At 60.1% G+C, this 17,411-nt stretch carries 18 protein-coding genes, 1 tRNA gene and 1 pseudogene; 5 read left to right on the forward strand and 15 right to left on the reverse strand.

All coding sequences use genetic code 11. From position 1 onward, the window contains the following. Positions 1 to 46: 46 nt before the first annotated feature. Entirely contained in the window at positions 47 to 658 is a 612-nt protein-coding gene (rplU, locus tag ABVQ20_RS33980; RefSeq protein WP_354464191.1) for a 50S ribosomal protein L21, read from the reverse strand. 469 nt (positions 659 to 1,127) lie between these two features. On the opposite strand from rplU, the gene ABVQ20_RS33985 reads away from it, so the two are divergent. Beyond that, positions 1,128 to 1,217: transfer RNA gene (locus ABVQ20_RS33985), tRNA-Ser, on the forward strand. 117 nt (positions 1,218 to 1,334) lie between these two features. Here the strand turns inward: ABVQ20_RS33985 and ABVQ20_RS33990 are convergent. Beyond that, positions 1,335 to 2,252: an AraC family transcriptional regulator gene (locus ABVQ20_RS33990; protein WP_354464192.1), complete on the reverse strand. Its 918-nt coding sequence runs from the start codon at positions 2,250 to 2,252 to the stop codon at positions 1,335 to 1,337. 134 nt (positions 2,253 to 2,386) lie between these two features. Here ABVQ20_RS33990 and ABVQ20_RS33995 point away from each other — a divergent pair, with 134 nt between their 5' ends. The 3 genes from ABVQ20_RS33995 to ABVQ20_RS34005 are packed head-to-tail and all read left to right on the forward strand — an operon-like array spanning position 2,387 to position 3,611. Further along, positions 2,387 to 3,130: an SDR family NAD(P)-dependent oxidoreductase gene (locus ABVQ20_RS33995; protein ID WP_354464193.1), complete on the forward strand. Its 744-nt coding sequence runs from the start codon at positions 2,387 to 2,389 to the stop codon at positions 3,128 to 3,130. 14 nt (positions 3,131 to 3,144) lie between these two features. Next, complete coding sequence (locus tag ABVQ20_RS34000) at positions 3,145 to 3,270, forward strand: hypothetical protein (protein WP_354464194.1); 126 nt, start codon at positions 3,145 to 3,147, stop codon at positions 3,268 to 3,270. After that, on the forward strand, positions 3,267 to 3,611 hold the full coding sequence (locus ABVQ20_RS34005; protein ID WP_354464195.1) for a nuclear transport factor 2 family protein: 345 nt from the start codon (positions 3,267 to 3,269) through the stop codon (positions 3,609 to 3,611). Before ABVQ20_RS34000 ends, ABVQ20_RS34005 begins: the two co-directional genes overlap by 4 nt. A 298-nt stretch (positions 3,612 to 3,909) precedes the next feature. Here ABVQ20_RS34005 and ABVQ20_RS34010 read toward each other — a convergent pair whose 3' ends face one another. The 8 genes and pseudogenes from ABVQ20_RS34010 to ABVQ20_RS34050 all read right to left on the reverse strand — a co-directional run bounded on the left by ABVQ20_RS34010 (position 3,910) and on the right by ABVQ20_RS34050 (position 11,272). Next, entirely contained in the window at positions 3,910 to 4,302 is a 393-nt protein-coding gene (locus ABVQ20_RS34010) for a hypothetical protein (RefSeq protein ID WP_354464196.1), read from the reverse strand. Positions 4,303 to 4,325: 23 nt separating this feature from the next. Then, entirely contained in the window at positions 4,326 to 4,706 is a 381-nt protein-coding gene (locus ABVQ20_RS34015) for a hypothetical protein (RefSeq protein WP_354464197.1), read from the reverse strand. Positions 4,707 to 4,806: 100 nt separating this feature from the next. Further along, the gene (locus ABVQ20_RS34020; protein WP_354464198.1) at positions 4,807 to 5,067 is read right to left on the reverse strand and encodes a DUF982 domain-containing protein; all 261 of its coding nucleotides are present in this window, start codon (positions 5,065 to 5,067) and stop codon (positions 4,807 to 4,809) included. Between the two features lie 255 nt (positions 5,068 to 5,322). Beyond that, positions 5,323 to 5,682, reverse strand: a pseudogene (locus ABVQ20_RS40575) (HRDC domain-containing protein); the annotation flags it as partial. 204 nt (positions 5,683 to 5,886) lie between these two features. Further along, positions 5,887 to 6,525, reverse strand: coding sequence for an outer membrane protein (locus ABVQ20_RS34035; RefSeq protein ID WP_354464201.1), 639 nt, complete (start codon positions 6,523 to 6,525; stop codon positions 5,887 to 5,889). 989 nt (positions 6,526 to 7,514) lie between these two features. Next, the gene (locus ABVQ20_RS34040; protein ID WP_354464202.1) at positions 7,515 to 7,697 is read right to left on the reverse strand and encodes a hypothetical protein; all 183 of its coding nucleotides are present in this window, start codon (positions 7,695 to 7,697) and stop codon (positions 7,515 to 7,517) included. A 965-nt stretch (positions 7,698 to 8,662) separates the two neighbouring features. Then, positions 8,663 to 10,483 (reverse strand): DNA helicase RecQ, encoded by a 1,821-nt coding sequence (gene recQ, locus ABVQ20_RS34045; protein WP_435528479.1) that lies wholly within the window; start codon positions 10,481 to 10,483, stop codon positions 8,663 to 8,665. 270 nt (positions 10,484 to 10,753) lie between these two features. Beyond that, on the reverse strand, positions 10,754 to 11,272 hold the full coding sequence (locus ABVQ20_RS34050; protein ID WP_354464204.1) for a hypothetical protein: 519 nt from the start codon (positions 11,270 to 11,272) through the stop codon (positions 10,754 to 10,756). A 176-nt stretch (positions 11,273 to 11,448) separates the two neighbouring features. On the opposite strand from ABVQ20_RS34050, the gene ABVQ20_RS34055 reads away from it, so the two are divergent. Beyond that, positions 11,449 to 12,867 carry a coniferyl aldehyde dehydrogenase gene (locus tag ABVQ20_RS34055; protein WP_354464205.1) on the forward strand — a complete coding sequence of 473 codons (1,419 nt, stop codon included), beginning with the start codon at positions 11,449 to 11,451 and terminating at the stop codon, positions 12,865 to 12,867. On the opposite strand, the gene ABVQ20_RS34060 is transcribed toward ABVQ20_RS34055, so the two are convergent. The 5 genes from ABVQ20_RS34060 to ABVQ20_RS34080 are packed head-to-tail and all read right to left on the reverse strand — an operon-like array spanning position 12,860 to position 17,304. After that, entirely contained in the window at positions 12,860 to 13,900 is a 1,041-nt protein-coding gene (locus ABVQ20_RS34060) for a LacI family DNA-binding transcriptional regulator (protein ID WP_354464206.1), read from the reverse strand. The genes ABVQ20_RS34055 and ABVQ20_RS34060 overlap by 8 nt on opposite strands. Positions 13,901 to 13,928: 28 nt before the next feature. Next, complete coding sequence (locus tag ABVQ20_RS34065; RefSeq protein ID WP_354464207.1) at positions 13,929 to 14,747, reverse strand: ABC transporter permease; 819 nt, start codon at positions 14,745 to 14,747, stop codon at positions 13,929 to 13,931. Continuing rightward, positions 14,737 to 15,540 (reverse strand): ABC transporter ATP-binding protein, encoded by an 804-nt coding sequence (locus tag ABVQ20_RS34070; protein ID WP_354464208.1) that lies wholly within the window; start codon positions 15,538 to 15,540, stop codon positions 14,737 to 14,739. The genes ABVQ20_RS34065 and ABVQ20_RS34070 overlap by 11 nt, the downstream gene beginning before the upstream one ends. A 21-nt stretch (positions 15,541 to 15,561) precedes the next feature. Continuing rightward, positions 15,562 to 16,278, reverse strand: coding sequence for a M24 family metallopeptidase (locus tag ABVQ20_RS34075; protein ID WP_354464209.1), 717 nt, complete (start codon positions 16,276 to 16,278; stop codon positions 15,562 to 15,564). Between the two features lie 36 nt (positions 16,279 to 16,314). After that, positions 16,315 to 17,304, reverse strand: a complete 990-nt coding sequence (locus ABVQ20_RS34080; protein ID WP_354464210.1) for an ABC transporter substrate-binding protein — start codon at positions 17,302 to 17,304, stop codon at positions 16,315 to 16,317. Positions 17,305 to 17,411: the final 107 nt, after the last annotated feature.

Consider the following 17,411-nt stretch of genomic DNA (forward strand, 5'->3'; position numbering starts at 1 on the left):
GCGTTCCGTTTCAAGTCCGATCCGGCAACTCGGTGCGCCGGAAATGCTACTTCGCGAGTTCCTTGGCCTGTTCGCGCCAGTCCTTGATCTGGTCGGCGCTGAACGGCATGTGCTCGTCGATCTTCGCCACGTCCTTGTCGGACAGCTTGGCGAGCTGGGCGAAGGTGATGATGCCCTGCTCGTTCAGGTCCTTGGCCGCGACGGGGCCGATGCCCTTGATCACGGTCAGGTCGTCAGGTTCGCCCTTCGGCGCCTTGAACAGCGGCGCTGCGGCGGTCTCTTCGGACTTGGCCTTGGCTTCCTTCTTGGGCGCCTTTGCCTCGGCCTTCTTCGACGGCTTGGCACCATCCAGCAGGATCTCGGAGATCCGCACGGTGGTCAAAAGCTGGCGATGGCCGATCTTGCGGCGCGAATTCTGCCGGCGGCGCTTCTTGAAAGCGATGACGGTGCGGTTCTTGCCCTGCTCGACGACTTCGGCGGTAACCAAAGCGCCTTCCACGAACGGCGCGCCGAACGTGACATTTTCGCCCTCGCCATGCGCGAGCACGTGGCCGATCTCGACGATATCGCCGACACTGGCTTCGACTTTTTCGATCTTCAGGAGATCGTTGGCGGCTACGCGATATTGCTTGCCGCCCGTTTTAATGACTGCGAACATTTTTTGCCTTTCGCTGTTCGGTCGGCCTTGATGAACCGCGTCAGGCGGTTCGGCCGTCTTTTTGTCAGTCTGCGGGTTCAAAAAACAAGCGGCGCGGAAGAACCCTCCACGCCGATTGCGCGCTGTCCCTAACCGAAGGTTGGGTTGAAGTCAAGACAACTGGCCGAGAGATCGCCAACGCGACCAGCCGTTTGCCGGCTTGTGGCATCCGCAACGACATGCAGCGCTACATCTGCTCTGCAGCGCTACATCTGCTCTCCTGCCGTCAGCAGGAAAGAGCAACGTCCGGCGATGCCAGCGCGCCCATCACGCCCCCGCGGCCGGCCCCGACCGGAGCCGATCGCGGCTCCCTTGCCCGGCAAAACCACCCCTTATCCAAGAAGCTGAGAAAGCGGCGGATTTGGCCTTGTAACCTGTCCGCTCAGCCGTTATCTAGTGCGCCGCGCTGGCAACGGCGGACCATGACCGCGGAGAGGTGGCAGAGTGGTCGAATGCACCGCACTCGAAATGCGGCATGGGTGCAAGCCCATCGGGGGTTCGAATCCCTCCCTCTCCGCCATGCAGGCCAAAATGTCCATACTTGGGAACGAGTTGCCGCCAAACTCCGCCGATTGCACGATCCTGACCTGGGAGTTTCATTTGCCCAGGCACCGGAAAGTGGGCTGCGCTGCAACCTTCATCCAGTGGTTACCGACAGAAATCGTTCGGCGTTATGTGGGGCTTTTTGGCGTAGTCGCGCAGCATCCTTGGAGGGTGGCAAGCCGAATTGACGTGCGTATTCGCGGCTGAACTGGTTCGGGCTTTCGTACCCCACTTCGAACGCGATGGACGTGGCGCTGCCTTCTCCGGCGATAAGAAGCGACCGCGCATGCAGCAGCCGTAAATGTTTTTGATACCGCAAGGGGCTGAGCGCGGTGACAGCTTTGAAGTGACGATGGAAGGCCGAAACGCTCAAGGCCGTCATCTCCGCCAACGTTTCGACGCGAAGCGGCTTGGCAAAGTTTTCCCTGGTCCATTGAATGGCGATACCGATCCGCGAAAGAGCGGTCTCGGGGGTCGCGATATCACGAAGCATCCAGCCGAGTGGCCCTTGCAACACCCGGAACAAGATCTCGCGCTCATATGCCGGCGCAAGCGCCGCCACCTCGTTCGAACGCTCCATCAACCGAAGCATGCGAACCCAGGCGTCGAGCAATTCGGGCGTGACCGGTGCCACGGAAAAACCGGGGCTGTAGAGGTGTCCTCCGGCAGGTTTGGGCAGATCGGCCAGCAGGTTTGCGACGATTGCCGGTTCTAGCGTCAGACTGATCGCAAGGTAGGGATCGCCATCATCAGATCTGTGCACGGAGCCGACTGCAGGCAGATCGACGGACATCACAAAATACGTTGCCGGATCATACCGTAACGTCCGGTCGCCAACGGTCATTGTCTTTGATCCCGTCAGGATCAGATTGACCATGGGCTCGTAGACAGCCGCGAGCCGATGCTCGGGAACTTCTCCCTGCACCATGGCGACACGAGGGATACCCGTCTCGGTGCGTCGGTTTTCCGCCTTGGAGGCCAGTTGCCGTAGTTCCCGAAGCTGAATTTCCATGGATATCGTTGTTCCACAGCGGCGTATTGCAATCAACCAAAAAGCAGAAATAGGCAATATTCGGAGAGGATCGTGAGGGCGGTGCTTTTGCTCGGCTGCTATCCCTTTGGTCACAATCAAAGGAGAACGAGATCATGAGCATCGTCATCATCACCGGCGGCAGCCGAGGCATCGGCGCGAGCACTGCGATTCAGTGCGCCAAACGCGGCATGGGCGTCATCTTGACCTACAACGGCAATCCAGAGGCAGCCAGAAACGTCGTGCGAGCCATCGAGGCAGATGGTGGCAAGGCCATCGCACTGAAGCTCGACGTCGGCGACAGCACGACGTTCCTCTCGTTTCGCGAGGCGGTCCACCAGACTCTCTCCACGACCTGGGACCGCACAAGCTTCGACTTTCTCGTGAACAACGCCGGTCACGGTCTCTACAACCCCATCGCAACCGTGACCGAGGATGAGTTTGATGGCCTCTTCAGGGTGCATCTCAAGGGGCCGTTCTTCCTGACCCAGGCGCTGTTGCCGCTGATGGCCGATGGCGGACACATTATAAACGTGGCCAGTTCTACGAGCCGTGTCGCGACTGCCGGTGTCGCACCCTACGCATCTTTCAAGGGTGGGCTCGAAGTGCTGACGCGCTACATGGCCAAGGAATTCGGCGACCGTCGGATCCGAGCCAATTCCATCGCGCCGGGCGCCATCCGTACTGAACTTGGCGGGGGCCTCAACGACGTGTTCGAAGCCCAACTTGCCGGTCAGACCGCTCTAGGGCGGGTCGGGGAACCGGATGACATCGGCTGCATGATCGCCTGCCTGTTAGCCGACGACAACCGTTGGATCAATGCGCAGAACATCGAAGTGACCGGCGGTTACATAATCTAAATCGGGATTACTTCATGTTTGATCGCACCTTTCCGACTTTGAACGACACCGATCATTCGACCGGCTTTTACACGCTGGTGCTCCCGGTTCTTGGGATCAATAGCCGGCTGAATTATGATGCACGGGAGCTGAGGAGATGACTGAAAACGGCACGCTGTTCAAAACTGTGGGCCGGCTGATCAAAGCGACCAATGCCTTTGATGTTGAAGCCGCGCTGGCCCTGTTTGCGACCAATGCGATTATCGAGGATGCTTCCGTTGGCGAAAGTTTCTCTGGACATGCCGGCATTCGAGAGTACCTGGACCGCTTCTTCGTCGGCTATCACACCGTGACACATCTTCTCTCGGTCGGAATTCTGGGCGACGACCATGCCGGCGTGCGGGTCGATTTCACCGGCGACTTCGGCCACGAGATCGGCTTGCTGGAGATGTCCGTCAACGCCGACGGACAGATCGGCCGCATCGACGCTGATCTCGAATGAACCGGCGAAAGCCAGACTTGCGCCCCACGTCTCGGTTTCAGGCGGTTTATCCGATACTGGCCGCAGGCGGCACTGATGGAGCGGTGCGCTCACAGTCGGGCGGAATTAGAGGGCTATAGCGTAGACGTAGTGCTCATCATCGTCGGGCGCGGCCCGCCAGCCCCGCCGATTGCCCTCTATGGCCCGGCATAGCCGCCGATCGCCGCACACACCATGCGGTATAGGGAACCGCCGTTTCCACGCTATAGCCCGATACTGTGCCATCAAATCATATCGGGATTGGGTCGAAACCGTCCCGTCAAACGTCTGGAAAACCGTCGGACGTATCGCTTGGGGCCGTTCTGACAGGCTTCGGCGACTGGTGCTGATCTCGCAAATGAACTGCGGTCTGGTCGATGCTCGGATAGACGGTCGTGGCGTTGATGTTGATCCGGTCGAGCTGATTAAGAATGTGCGCCTTATTCTTGATCGTCACCCGGCTGATCTCGATGTCGTCTTGTCCCGCATCGGGCAGCGCGGCCTCGTGCCCGAACAACAGGAAGGCGCCGGACTGCGACTTGATTCGCGTATTCGTGCGCTTCGCCTTTACGCAGATGATAGATCCGAGATCGTCGGGAACGATCCGCCCCTCGAAAAAGCCCTTCTCCGACTTGATGTGGTGGAGCAACTTACCGGTTTCCGGGCGATCCAATTCGAGCGCGGTCGATCTGGCAATCAATACCGGGGCCTTTTGTCGGAGACCACGACGAGCCTTCCTCCAATATTTTGGCACCGTTTGCATACCAGTTTTGATGCCAGTCGCCTTTCGGTGATGAAATCATAGTGTGTCCCATAGATCTCGATCAGGCCATCGAGATCAAGCGAGCGCAGATGACCACAACGGGGATTGCCGCAATATGCGCTAAGGCCCATTCCCTGGTCGCGAAGCTCGCCAAGCTTCATGGGCTGAACGACCGGCAGAACAATAGCTGCCGGCTCCGCCGGATTTGCCACCGCCACAAGCACAGGCCTTCGAATTTCTGCGCGGTCGATGGAGCCGATCGCGTGGACTGCCTTGTCTTCGGCCACGCCTATGAGGGAATCGATTTCCTTCATGGCTTCGATATGTCCGCAGGCAAAGAGAGCCCTTCGCAGCACGTGCAACGCATCTCTTGTTTCACAAAGTGTCGCCCGGAGGGTTGGAGGCATTTCGCGCTCAATTCTTCATGTAGCTATCAGGCAGACAATCTGCTTCGAGCGCCGCTGCAATGAAGGCTCGGTGGACGTCCCTCGTGCTGCAACGCCCCACCCTTTCTCCCACCAAGGCAGCGAGCGCGGCCAAAAACATCGGGCCATCGGATGGCCAGTCGTTGGCCAGGACGTCGGCCATTTGAGGAAGTGTACAGACAATCGAAACATTGCCGTCACTGGTTTCGATGGGGATCCCTGAAAACACATAGGGTTGGCTGACTGTCACTGAATGGCTCCCGCTCGGGCGGGAGAATGTTAGGCGCTCTCAAGCACCAGCGCCCATACAATGGCTGATGACAAATCTATTTGAGCACTTAAACAAAACGCCGTCTATTAACTATGACGTAGTGTGTACGCAAAACATTATTTTCGGGTTTAATTTCAGTTTTCATAGACGCATTGCACAAATGAGCGTAGACTCAAGTTGATGCCGGGGCACCCCGGCGAGACCACCGTTTTGGCCATTGCCGCGTAGTCGCTTTCACGCCGATGCGGATTGGTGCGCGGCGATTGCGCTCAGAAAAACCTGACCGAACTCCTTGAGCTTCGCGGCGCCGACACCGTTCACTTCTGCGAAGGCGTCGAGGTCGGGCGAGCAGCGTTCGGCCATGTCGATCAGGATGCGGTCGGAGAACACCACATAGGCCGGCGCTCCTTGGCGAGACGCAGCCGCAATGCATTGAGCGTGGCCAGCAGCGAGGCATCCAGGCCTTCCGCGCTGGCGAGAGCTTCCTGACCGCGCATCTTGCGCAAGGCGCGGCTGCGCACCTCGACACGGCAGGAACGGCATCTCGCCTCGGCGCAGCGCATGGCCCTTTTCGGCGATGGCGAGGCCGCCATGGAGGCATTTCCCGGATTTGCATGCAGACCTCTATCCCTTCTACCGGGAGGCAGGCCCACCGCAACACCAGATGCTTCAGGCCGCTTGAGCGTTAGAATCAATATCGGCTCGGCAACAACTGTCTTTTTGCCTTCCCTGACAGCAAATAAAGAAAAGCCCCGGCGGAGGGATGCCGGGGCCAAGCTCTACACAGAAGGCTGCAGGTCAGAATTTGTAGGCGACCCCAAGACGGAGATCGTTGGAGGACAGATTGATCTTGCTCTCGCCGTCCCAATTGGCATCGTAATAATTCTTTGATCCGAAATCCGTGTATCGGTATTCGGCGCGCACGACGAGGTTGTCGGTTGCAGCATATTCAACGCCGACGCCGATATTCCAACCGGTCAGCGTCTGCTTTTGCTGAAAATCCCAATTCTCAGTCCCGTCGTGATCGAGAGCAAAGGCGAACCGCGCGGTCGAAACACCTCCGGCGACATAGGGCAGCCAGCGATCCACGGCATACCCAACACGGGCACGCAGCGCTACCGCATAGTCGATCTGGCCGATAGTCACGTGATCCGGATCGTAAACGCCGTCGCCGCTCCAAGACCACTTGTGTGCCTTGTGCTCGCCACCGAAGGTCAGGTCACCGTCGACGCCAACCACCCAAGGGCCGCCATTGATCTGGTGATTGTAACCCAGATAGAGACCGCCGATCACGGAGTCGGGATCAAATCGGCCTGTTTCGTCATCATTGGGTGTCGAAAAAACTGACCGTCCCCAAGCATAGCCGATTTGCGCGCCAACATAGCCTCCCGACCAATTGTAGGTCGCGGCGACCGGCAGCGCTTCGGCGCCGTTCACTGCATCCGCCGCGAAAGACGCGCCAGAAGCCAAGGTGAGGATGGTGGTCGTCAGAAGAAGAAGTTTCACTTTTAGCCCTCTCGTTGCCTAACAAATAGCTGGAAGGGCCTTGCAGTCTGACATTGCGTCAGACTTAAGAGCAAAAACCCGTCGCAAGCTTCTGTTTGCGTCCAGGCTCAGGCCGGATGAACTGCCCCCCCGCCACGGAAAAGGCCCACGTAAATCTGAGCCAGAAGAGTACTTCACAAAGCCGTGAGAAATGTCAATGCAGACAAACGGCGACATGCATTCATTGGTTGCAGTGATACCGATCTGCAACAGCGCTTGGCCGTCTGAAACACTATAGATAATTCTGTTTCATCCAGCAGCCTCGAAGGATAATGACATGGCATCCAGGACTGCATTAGGCTCAGCCGGATGAAACACTTCCTATAGGAAGTGTTTCATCGTAACCTTTACGATCGGCCTTTCGTCCACCTTTCAGTGGATCTGGTAGCTCCGCATCATCCGGAACGATTCGAGCGGGTCCTGTGTGGACCTTGGGTCAACACGGGGCGGCAAGGCGCGGTTCATCCGCAGCTATGGATTGTGATTTCCTGATCCTGCCCGACCGGCGGTTGGATAATATGACAATTAGCTGAGGCGTATCCGACCTCCCGCAAGAGTGCGCAGCCGTCGCCGCAGCCAATTCTGTCGCGAAGCTCCGAAAAATTTGGCATATTCACTTTCGCCGAATTGGCGACTAAGCATCATCCACCTCGTGGCGGAGTGGGTTACGCAAAGGGAGGTGCATTTCCCTAGACTCTCGGTTCGAATCCGAGACGAGGTATCCATTTTTACGGCGGGCATAGGGGCGTCACCCCCGTTCGACTGCAAACCGGGGTGCGTTGTCGCCTTCGCCGGCTCGGAGAAATTCAATCAAGGCCTCCATCAGGCGCTCGGCGATTGGCCCCGTTTGACTGAACGGTAGTACGCCCGTCTGATGATGGCTATTGGCCCGGAAGACGCTTCGATTTCTCGGGGTCGGAAGGCTTCTGGCTGTTGGGCCACCAGATGAAATACATCGATCCGACTTTTAGTACGGGCACACGCCGCTCTCGCTCCCTGACGCGAAGTTCACGGTAGGTTTTCACCTTAAAGGTTCCACCCGGCAGGTTGATACGCAACGCCATTGAAAGCTCCCTAAAATAGCCCGAGTTTAAACGCCCTCCGTTGCGGAAGAGTCAACATTCTCTTGTGACTATTTTTGGGTAGAAATTTGCGTTCGCCAGAGTGTCTAAGAAGAAAGAGACGGAGGATACTCCGAAGACTTGGATAAGGCGTCTTTCTAAATTATATGACCGTGCAATCGACCTCTCCGCTCGAATTCGAAACGCAGCTTCCATGGATCGAATATCTCTGGCTTCATGCTGTCATATTGCTCCATGACTTTCGAATTTTAGCCCTGATCCGACATGTATCTTCGCCCCCTAGCGCTCGACAAAGCCACGTAAAGCAAAACGCTATAGGCATCCTCCAAATGCGGTATGGCCGCCTGCAGGGAACATCGCCTTCTGGACCGGCGAGCAGTTCGAATTGCTTAGCTGGCACCGATCAGCGATCAGACCCGACAAGGATCTGAAATCCTGGCCGACAGCGGTTTGCCGAAGACAAACAAGGTCGAGTGGCTATTGTCCAGCGCACGCCTCGTCTCGTCGCACCATCCATCATGCAATGCCCGCGCTCATGCTGGTCACGGCCAAGACCAAGACCCGGCTAAGAACCAACCTATCGACCGCTGGTTGATTGAATGGCGGACTGATCCCTGGCCATTTCAGAACCTGCCCGCCACCCGGCGGTGGCGCACCTTTTTTGGGTGCAATTGACAGCCTTGCTTTACACGACGCAACTTTCACCCCATTGATGGAAAGCTTACAACCTAGGGGGTTATTTTGAAGACGTACGAGAAGCCGACGCTTGTGAAGCGCGAAAAGCTCAGCTCGGTCGTGGCGGTTGCCATATCAGGGCCAAACAAGCAGCCTGTCTGATCTACAGACCCGGTACGTAGTAGGCTCGTCGGCTCGCGCCGGCGGGCTTTTTCTATTTGGGAACCTTTTCAGCGCAAGCTGGAATTCAGCGCTGTCTCGGTCGCCCCGCCCTATCGGTGCGCGTTGATCGCCTCGAGGAATATCGGACCGAACTCCTTGAGCTTCGCGGCACCGACACCGTTCACTTCTGCGAAGGCGTCGAGGTCGCGCGGGCAGCGTTCGGCCATGTCGATCAGGGTGCGGTCGGAGAACACCACATAGGCCGGCACCTGGCGCTCCTTGGCGAGACGCAGCCGCAATGCCTTGAGCGCGGCCAGCAGCGAAGCATCCAGGCCTTCCGCGCTGGCGAGAGCCTCCTGGCCACGCATCTTGCGCAAGGCGCGGCTGCGCACCTCGACACGGTAGCGGAACGGCATCTCGCCTCGGCGCAGCGCATGGCCCTTTTCGGCGATGGCGAGGCCGCCATGGCCGTTCGGATCCGGCGCCAGGAAACCGTTCGCCACGAGCTGACGGATCAGCGACAGCCAGAAATCCTTCTTGTGCGCGACACCACTCCCGAAGCTGGCGAGCCTCTGGTGGCCCCGGGCCTGCACCTTCTCGGTTTCATGGCCAAGCAGGACGTCGATGACATGGCCCGCGCCAAAACGTTCACCGGTCTCGGCCATCGCCGCCAGGATGATCCGCGCCTCCGCCCCGCCATCGGCGCGCGGCGCCTGATCGAGGCAGTTGTCGCAATTGCCGCAAGGCTCAGCCTCTTCGCCGAAATAGCCAAGCAGCACCTGGCGGCGGCATTGCGCCGTCTCGCAATAGCCGATCAGCGTGTCGAGCCGGCGATGCGAGCGTCTTTTGTGCTCTTCCGACGCGTTCTCGTCGTCGATGAACAGCCGGCGCATGCGGATATCGCCAAGGCCAAACAGCATGTGCGCCTCGGCCTCCCGCCCGTCGCGGCCGGCACGACCGATTTCCTGATAGTAGGCCTCCAGGCTGCCCGGCATATCGGTATGGAAGACATAGGCGACATCCGGTTTGTCGATGCCCATGCCGAAGGCGATGGTCGCCACCATGACGACGCCGGAGAGCGTCATGAAGCTGTTCTGGTTGGCGTCTCGCGCCTCCTTGCTCATGCCGGCATGATAGGCGAGAGCGCGCACGCCGTTCTTCTCGAGGAAGGCCGCCATCTCCTCCGTCTTCTTGCGCGACAGGCAGTAGATGATGCCGCTACGGCCGGGATGGCGCTCGATAAAGCGAAGCAACTGCCGCTTGCTGTCCTGCTTGGACTCGATGGCAAGCTTGATGTTGGGCCGGTCGAAACCCAGCACCAGCGTTTCGACCCGCTCGGCGAACAGCCGTGCCTCGATGTCGCTGCGCGTACTCTCATCCGCTGTCGCCGTCACCGCGATGATCGGCACCTTCGGGAAAATGCCGCGCAGCCGCGACAAGTCTTCATACTCAGGCCGGAACGCCGGGCCCCATTGCGAGATGCAATGCGCCTCGTCGATGGCGATCAGGCGGACATCGAGCCTGGCGAGCGCGTCGAGCATGCGCTCGGTCATCAATCGCTCCGGCGCGAGATAGAGCAGGCGCGTCTGGCCCGAGGCCACGCGACGCCAGGCAGCTATATTGGCCTCGCGGTCGATCGAGGAATTGATGGTGTCGGCGGCCACGCCGGCAAGGCGCAAGGCGGCGACCTGATCCTGCATCAGCGCCACCAGCGGCGAAACAACGATGGCAAGCCCGCCCAGAACCAGCGCCGGAACCTGGTAACAGAGCGATTTGCCCGCACCCGTCGGCATGACGGCCAGCACATGGCGCCCGCTGAGCAGCGCCTCCATGACATCTGCCTGGCCGGGGCGAAAATCATCGAAGCCGAACACGTCCTTCAGGACACGCCGCTTGGGATCCTCCGGGGTGGTCTTTTTCAATCCCAGCATCACGAAACGTCTGCCGGCGCTACCGTCAGGCAAGCGTGGTCAGGACCAATTCTGCGCGGTCTGTCGAGGACGTGGAAACAGATCAAGCATGCTCTCCGCGTGGCAGGCTGCAGTAACGCAGCCGCCAGCGAACCACAACCTTGGCGAGGCACATAGACCACGCCTGCGACGGGCCGCAAACGTTGGCAATTCCACCCGAGACGCAGATAATGAAATCGGCAGGGGAGACGACGGTTGCCCGCCAAGAATCGCAAATGGTCCCCTAAGAGATCATTCCTGGCTGCTCTTTCGTTCCAGTTCATCGTAATAGTGCTGCGCCGCCTTGTCTTCCGCCAGCCGGGATGCGGCGGAGCGACGAGCAAACTCGGACCTGAGACTTGCTGAAAATTGCAACGCATAAAGACAGTACGCGGAAAGCCCTGCGAACAGTAACATAACCGTGCCGATTGCCAATCCATCTGAAATGGCAACTACTGCTATTGCCCCTTCCAATAGGAAGGCAATAATGGACATTACCGTAAGAAGTATTTTCGCGACGTTTGAACCCTTGATGAAATAATACGCGCCAATGGCATAAGCCACACTTGAAAAGGCTGCCACGGCATTCAGGGATTCTCCCAAAATCAGCATAGTGATCTCGGATAGAACCCCAAGCGCCGCCATCACGAAGAAGATGCCGGCTACCGCCCGTATGTGATTTGTTCCGTTCATTTCTCCCCCCTTTTTTGCCTGCCCAGGATTTTCGTCCGCCAGGCGACTGCGCAAATCAGTGACTTGCTGTTCGCGCACGGGAAATTGCCGATTCGCGTATAGGATGTAAAGATGAAACTTACACCAAATGGTTTCAATAATGCGAGGCCTTCCAGCCGCGCAGCATGAGACATTACCTGCGGCGACGCGAACCTTGCTGGATTCTTCCCGGCTCAGCGATGTAAGCTTCTCCAGAGACTTAGCCGGAGGGCGCAATGCTGCAGACCAGACAAAATGCCTTGCGCGGACGGTTTGCATCGCAGCGCGCCGCCTTCGAGGCGCAGCCCTTTCCGGACCTTGGTGTGCGAAAGGACCGCCTCAAGCGCCTTCTCGCGCTCACTGAAAAGCACGAGGCCGACATCTGTGCCGCGATCGACGCCGACTTTGGCGGCCGCTCGGCGCATGAGACACGTCTTGCCGAACTGTTCGTCGTGCGCGCCGGCATCCGCCACGCGCTGTCCCATCTGAAAGGCTGGATGCGGGAACGTCGTGTCGCCACCACCCTGCCGTTCCTGCCGGGGAAAAATTGCCTCATGCCGCAACCGCTCGGTGTTGTCGGCGTCGTCTCGCCCTGGAATTATCCCTTCCAACTGGCCGTCGCGCCGGCAACGGCAGCGCTTGCCGCCGGCAACCGCGTGCTCATCAAACCCTCTGAACTGACACCTGCTTTCTCCACGCTGCTGGCCCGACTGGCCGGCGAGCATTTCGCTCCGGACGAAGCGAGTGTCGTCACCGGCGATGCCGAGATGGGAAAGGCATTCGTGTCACTGCCTTTCGATCATCTGCTGTTCACCGGCTCGACCGCCGTCGGCCGCCAGGTCGCGATGGCTGCCGCCGCCAACCTGACCCCGGTCACGCTCGAACTCGGCGGCAAGTCGCCGGCGATCTTCGATCCGTCATGCGACCTCGATGCGGCGGTATCCGGCGTCGCCTATGGCAAGCTGCTCAACGCCGGCCAGACCTGCATCGCACCGGACTATCTGCTGGTGCCGAAGGGACAGGCAGGCGAGGTCGCGGCAAAGCTTGCGGCCGCCATGGCACGGCTCTATCCGACCTTGCGGGACAATCCCGACTATACCGCCATCATCAGCGACCGGCACCATCAGCGCCTGAGCGGCATGGTCGCCGAGGCCCGCGATGCCGGCGCCGATATCGTCGAAATCAACCCGGCCGGCGAGAATTTCGACGCAACCCGCAAGATCCCACCAACGCTGGTCAGCAACGCCGATCCTAACCTGAGGCTGATGCGCGAAGAAATCTTCGGCCCGGTGCTGCCGATCCTCGAATACGCCGAAATCGGCGATGCCATCGACCACGTGAACCGGGCCGACCGGCCGCTGGCGCTGTACTGGTTCGGAAACGATCGCGGCAACCGCCAACGCATCCTGCGCGAGACTATCGCCGGTGGCGTCACCATCAACGATTGCATGCTGCATCTGGTGCAGGAGAACCAGCCCTTTGGTGGCGTCGGCGCAAGCGGCATGGGCGCATACCATGGCGAATGGGGGTTTCGGACCTTCAGCAAGGAGAAGCCGGTTTTCCTGCAATCGCGCTTAAGCGCCGGCAGCCTTCTGCGTCCGCCCTACGGCAAGACTTTCGAGCGGCTCTATCGTTTGCTCAATCTGATCACCTGAGCGACCCGACCGAGTTGCGTATCCGGACGGATGTCGGAAACTGTGTCGTCACCGGCGGCGTCGGTCTCACGCCCTTGCGGTGGAGCAGAAGCTCCGCCGCCGCCCGCCCCATCTCCTGCGCCGGTTGCGCGACCGTGGTCAGCGACGGCATCAGGAATTCGGCGTTGGCGATGTCGTCGAAGCCGGTGATGCTGAGTTGTCCGGGGATGCTGATGCCGCTTTCACGGCAAAAGCGCATGACGCCGATGGCCATCAGGTCGTTGGCGCACAGGATGGCCGTGGGGCGGGCAGCCACGTCGCCGGCCAGGAGATGCGCCGCCGCGAGATAGCCGGACCGCTCGGTGTAGTCGCCGGCGACATAGGGTGCGGCATCGGGATCGAGGCCTACCGACGCCAGTGATTCCCGAAACCCGGCAAGGCGTTGCTCGCTGGTCCAGAGGCGCGGTGGACCGCCGATGATGGCGACCTTGCGGTGCCCGTAGTCTAGAACATGGCGGGCGATCGAGCGCGCGCCGGCCAGATTGTTGCTGCCGACGAACGGCACATCCAGGCCCGGCAGCACTTCATCGACGAAGACGACCGATCCGACCTTCGCCAGTTCGAGCAGCGAAGAGCTCGGCAGGCCGGTGCCACTCAGATAGATGACGCCGTCGAGCCGCTGGGTTCGCAGGATGCTGGCGAAATATTCTTCGCGTTCCGTCTTCGACCAGGTGATGCACAGCATCAGCAATATGTCGTTGTCGGCGATGCCGCGCTGGATGCCTTCGGCGATGCTGGCGAAGAACGGGTTGCCCAGATCCGGAACAACGAAGCCGATCGAGGAGATGCGGCTCCGCTTGAGGTTGCGCGCCGCGTTGTTGGGCTCGAAACCGAGCTCGGCGATGAAGCGCAGCACATGCCGCTTGGTGTCCTCGGCAACGAGACCGCGCTGGTTGATAACGGCGCTGACCGTGCCGATGGAAACGCCAGCCTCGCGCGCCACGTCGCGGATCGTCGGGCGCTTGTTTCCGATGGCCTCCGTTCCGTCACTCATCTCGGGGAACTATCCCTCGCTTTTGGTCTTATGACGGGTCCCGCCAGTAGGTGCGAGACCAGGGCCGCGCCTTCGACGACGACCTCCAAGGCGTTAGCAAATATTCCGCCAGCACCACAAGCAGGAAACTGACCACGCCAAGCAACGCCAGGAAACTGATCGCCGAGAATGTGCCTGCCGTGTTCAGGCGGGAATTGGCCTGCATCAGATAGGCGCCCAGCCCGCCGCTGGTCGACGCCGTCCATTCGGCGATGACCGCACCGGTCACGCTGAATGTCGCCGACAGTTTCAGGGCGGAGAACAGCGGCGAATAGGTCGCCGGCAGTTTTACATGCCGGAAGATGTTGAACTTGGACGCGCCCATCGACCGCACCAGGTTGAGGACGTCGCGATCGACCGAAGCGAGACCATCGAGCACGTTGACCACGACGGGGAAGAAGACGACCAGCGCCACGATGACCAGCTTGGGCGCGAGACCGAAGCCGAGCCAGATGGTGAGCGCGGCCGAGATCGCGACGACCGGGATCGCCTGGCTGGCGATCAGCACGGGATAGAGCACGCCACGGGTGGTGCTGGACGCGTCCATCAGCACGGCAAAGACGAAACCCGCGCTGGCGCCAAAGATGAAGCCGAGCAGGAACTCGTAGAAAGTGATGCCGAAACCATTGAGCAGCGCCTGCCAGTCGGACTGGATGTGGTTCCACACCTGCAGCGGCGACGGCATGACATAGCGCGGGATCTGGAACAGTTCGACCGCGGCCGCCCAGACGAGGATGACCAGCACCAGCGCCAGGAGCGGATAGACGACCTGCAGGACCGTGCTGCCAGACACGCGACTAGTGGCCATGGGCCGCCTCCATTTCGAGCGTTTTTGCAACCGCATCTTCGGAATAGATCAGGTCGAGGATGCGTGCCTTCAGTGCGCTGAATTCCGGACTGGTGAGGCTGGACATCGGCCGGGGCCGCTCGATCGGAACCGGCAGAACCTCCCTCACCCGTCCCGGGCGCGGCGTCATCACGACGACGCGGTCGGCAAGCAGGATCGCCTCGTCGATGTCATGGGTGACGAAGACGATGGTGCGCTTTTCCTGTCCCCATACGCTCAGCAGCCATTGCTGCATGGCAAGGCGAGTCTGCGAATCCAGGGCGCCGAAGGGTTCGTCGAGCAGCATCACGTCGTGATGCATGGCAAGCGTGCGCATCAGCGCAACGCGCTGGCGCATGCCGCCGGACAGCGCTGCGGGATAGTGATTGATGAAGTCGCCCAGCCCGTAGCGGCGGGCGAGTGCCACGCCCTCGGCCCGTTGCGCATGGCTTGCGCCACCCTTGAGGATCGCACCGAGCACGATGTTGTCGATGACCGTGCGCCAGGGCAGCAGGAGGTCCTTCTGCAGCATGTAGCCGACATGGCCGCTGCGTCCCGTGACATCCTTGCCGTCGATCAGGACCTGGCCGTTGGTCGGCTTCAGCACACCGGCGATGATGTTGAACATCGTGCTCTTGCCGCAGCCCGACGGGCCGACGACCGAAACGAATTCTCCGGCCTGCACGTTGAGATCGGTGGGAGCGAGCGCCTGTGTCTCGCCGAAGATCTGCGAGATATTCTTGAGCGACAGTTTCGGGTTCGAGTTTTCAGGCATCTGGTCTCTTTTTCCGAACGCTCAGAGCGTGACGCAGTTGTCACGGCCGAACCACACGAGGTCCTCGACCTTGACGGCGATGTCGCCGCGCGCGGCGAAGGGCTCGATGGCCCAGGCGCCCCACATCGGCGTCGTGTTTCCCGCGTCGATGAACTGGTGGAGATAGGCGGCTCCGGCCGTCAGCGAATGGCCGATATTGGCAAGCTGGTCGAGCAGGATGTAACCCTCTGCGACCAGCCGTTCATGCGTCATGCCAAAAAGTTCGTTAGCCGCCATGCCGGGGCGGCACTTCGCCAGGATCTCATAGTGGAGTGTTTCGAGATCGCGCAACGCCTGGGTGGCTTCCGGCCAATCACCGATGACCTTGCAGCGCGTGCAGTCGCCCCACGATCCATCGACCGTAATCGGGTGGACATCGACCATCAGCACGTCGCGATCAAGTGCCGCGAGGCCTGTCGGCGGATTGGTCGGGAAGCAGGTGCGCGTGTTTTCGCCCAGGCCGACATTGGTGATCGTCCAGACGTTTTCGACGCCATGCGAGAGCAGGCAGGCACTTACCGCCAGGTCGACCGCCTGCTCCGTTATTCCCGGCCGCGCCGCCGCCAGACCCGCGGCAGCCGCCTGCTTCGCGATCGCCTGCGCCCTGGCCAGACCGGCAGGGGGCACATTGGCGACATCGGGTCCCGGCCTGTAGGTCCAGGCCGGAACGACACGTCGTGAAGAGGCGGCGACACTCATACGGTCAACTCCTGTCGGGCTTGCTTGGGAGAGCGCTTACTGGGCGAGGTACTGGTTTGTATAGTAAGCCGACGGCTCGAGGACGTCCGACACGACCTTGAACTTCTTCAACGCGTCGAGCAGCGCCACCCAGTCGGCATTGTTATGAGCCATCAGGTCCGGCCCCATCTCGCCGAAAAGCGGAACCGTGTCCTTCCATTGCTGGGTGATGAACTTCTCGTCATAGGCCTTCGAATAAAGCTCGAAGAAGGCTGCGACGGCTTCATCCTGATGGGCCGCCGCATATTCGATGCTCTTCTGGGTCGCGCGCAGGAACGCCTTGGCCACATCCGGATTGGCCTTCAGCCAATCGTCATTGCCGGCGAGCATGAAGATCGGCGAATTGGGCACGCCATGCTTGGTGGCCGCGAGGAACTCGGCGCGCTGTCCGCCAGTGGTGGCCATGCCGGTACCCTCGGCATTGGTGATGCCGGTGATCGCCTCGACCTTCTTCTGCAGCAGCAGCGGCACGGTATCGTCGCTCGCCGCGACCGTGTTCACGTCGTCAAGCGTCAGCTTGGCATCGGCCAGCATCATGGTCAGCTGCGCCTTCGTCCAGGCATCATTGTAGATGCCGATCGTCTTGCCCTTGAGATCGGCCACGGTGAGAGGTGAGCCCTCCGGGCTCAATATGCCCCAGTTGTTGCCACGGCCATAACGCGCGATCGCCGTGACCGGCGCCTGCTGTTCCCTGGCGAAGATCACGTCCATCACGGTGGTGAAGGCGACCTGCGCACGGCCGGTGCCCAGGAACTTCATCGTATCGGCAACGGTCGGCGGGGTGACGATCTCAAGCTCGATGCCCTCTGCCGCGTAGAAGCCCTTCTTGTTTCCCAGGATCCACGGAACCCAGAAGCCATCCGGGGTCGGCCATTCCTGGATGAAGGTCAGCTTGGTGAGGCTTTGTGCCGATGAAGGCGATGGGGCCACCGCGAAAGCTGCCATGGCAGCCAATGCATAGCCGAAACTGCGGCGGGTGAGGTTCATGTCGCGATCCTTTGCGCTTGTCCGGTTGGCAATCTCAATCGATCAATACTGAACCGGTTCAATCTTCCTTGTCAACGGCGACGCTGAAAATTATTTCTCCATTGCAT

The sequence above is a fragment of the Mesorhizobium shangrilense genome, assembly GCF_040537815.1.
GTDB classification, from domain to species: Bacteria; Pseudomonadota; Alphaproteobacteria; order Rhizobiales; family Rhizobiaceae; genus Mesorhizobium; species Mesorhizobium shangrilense.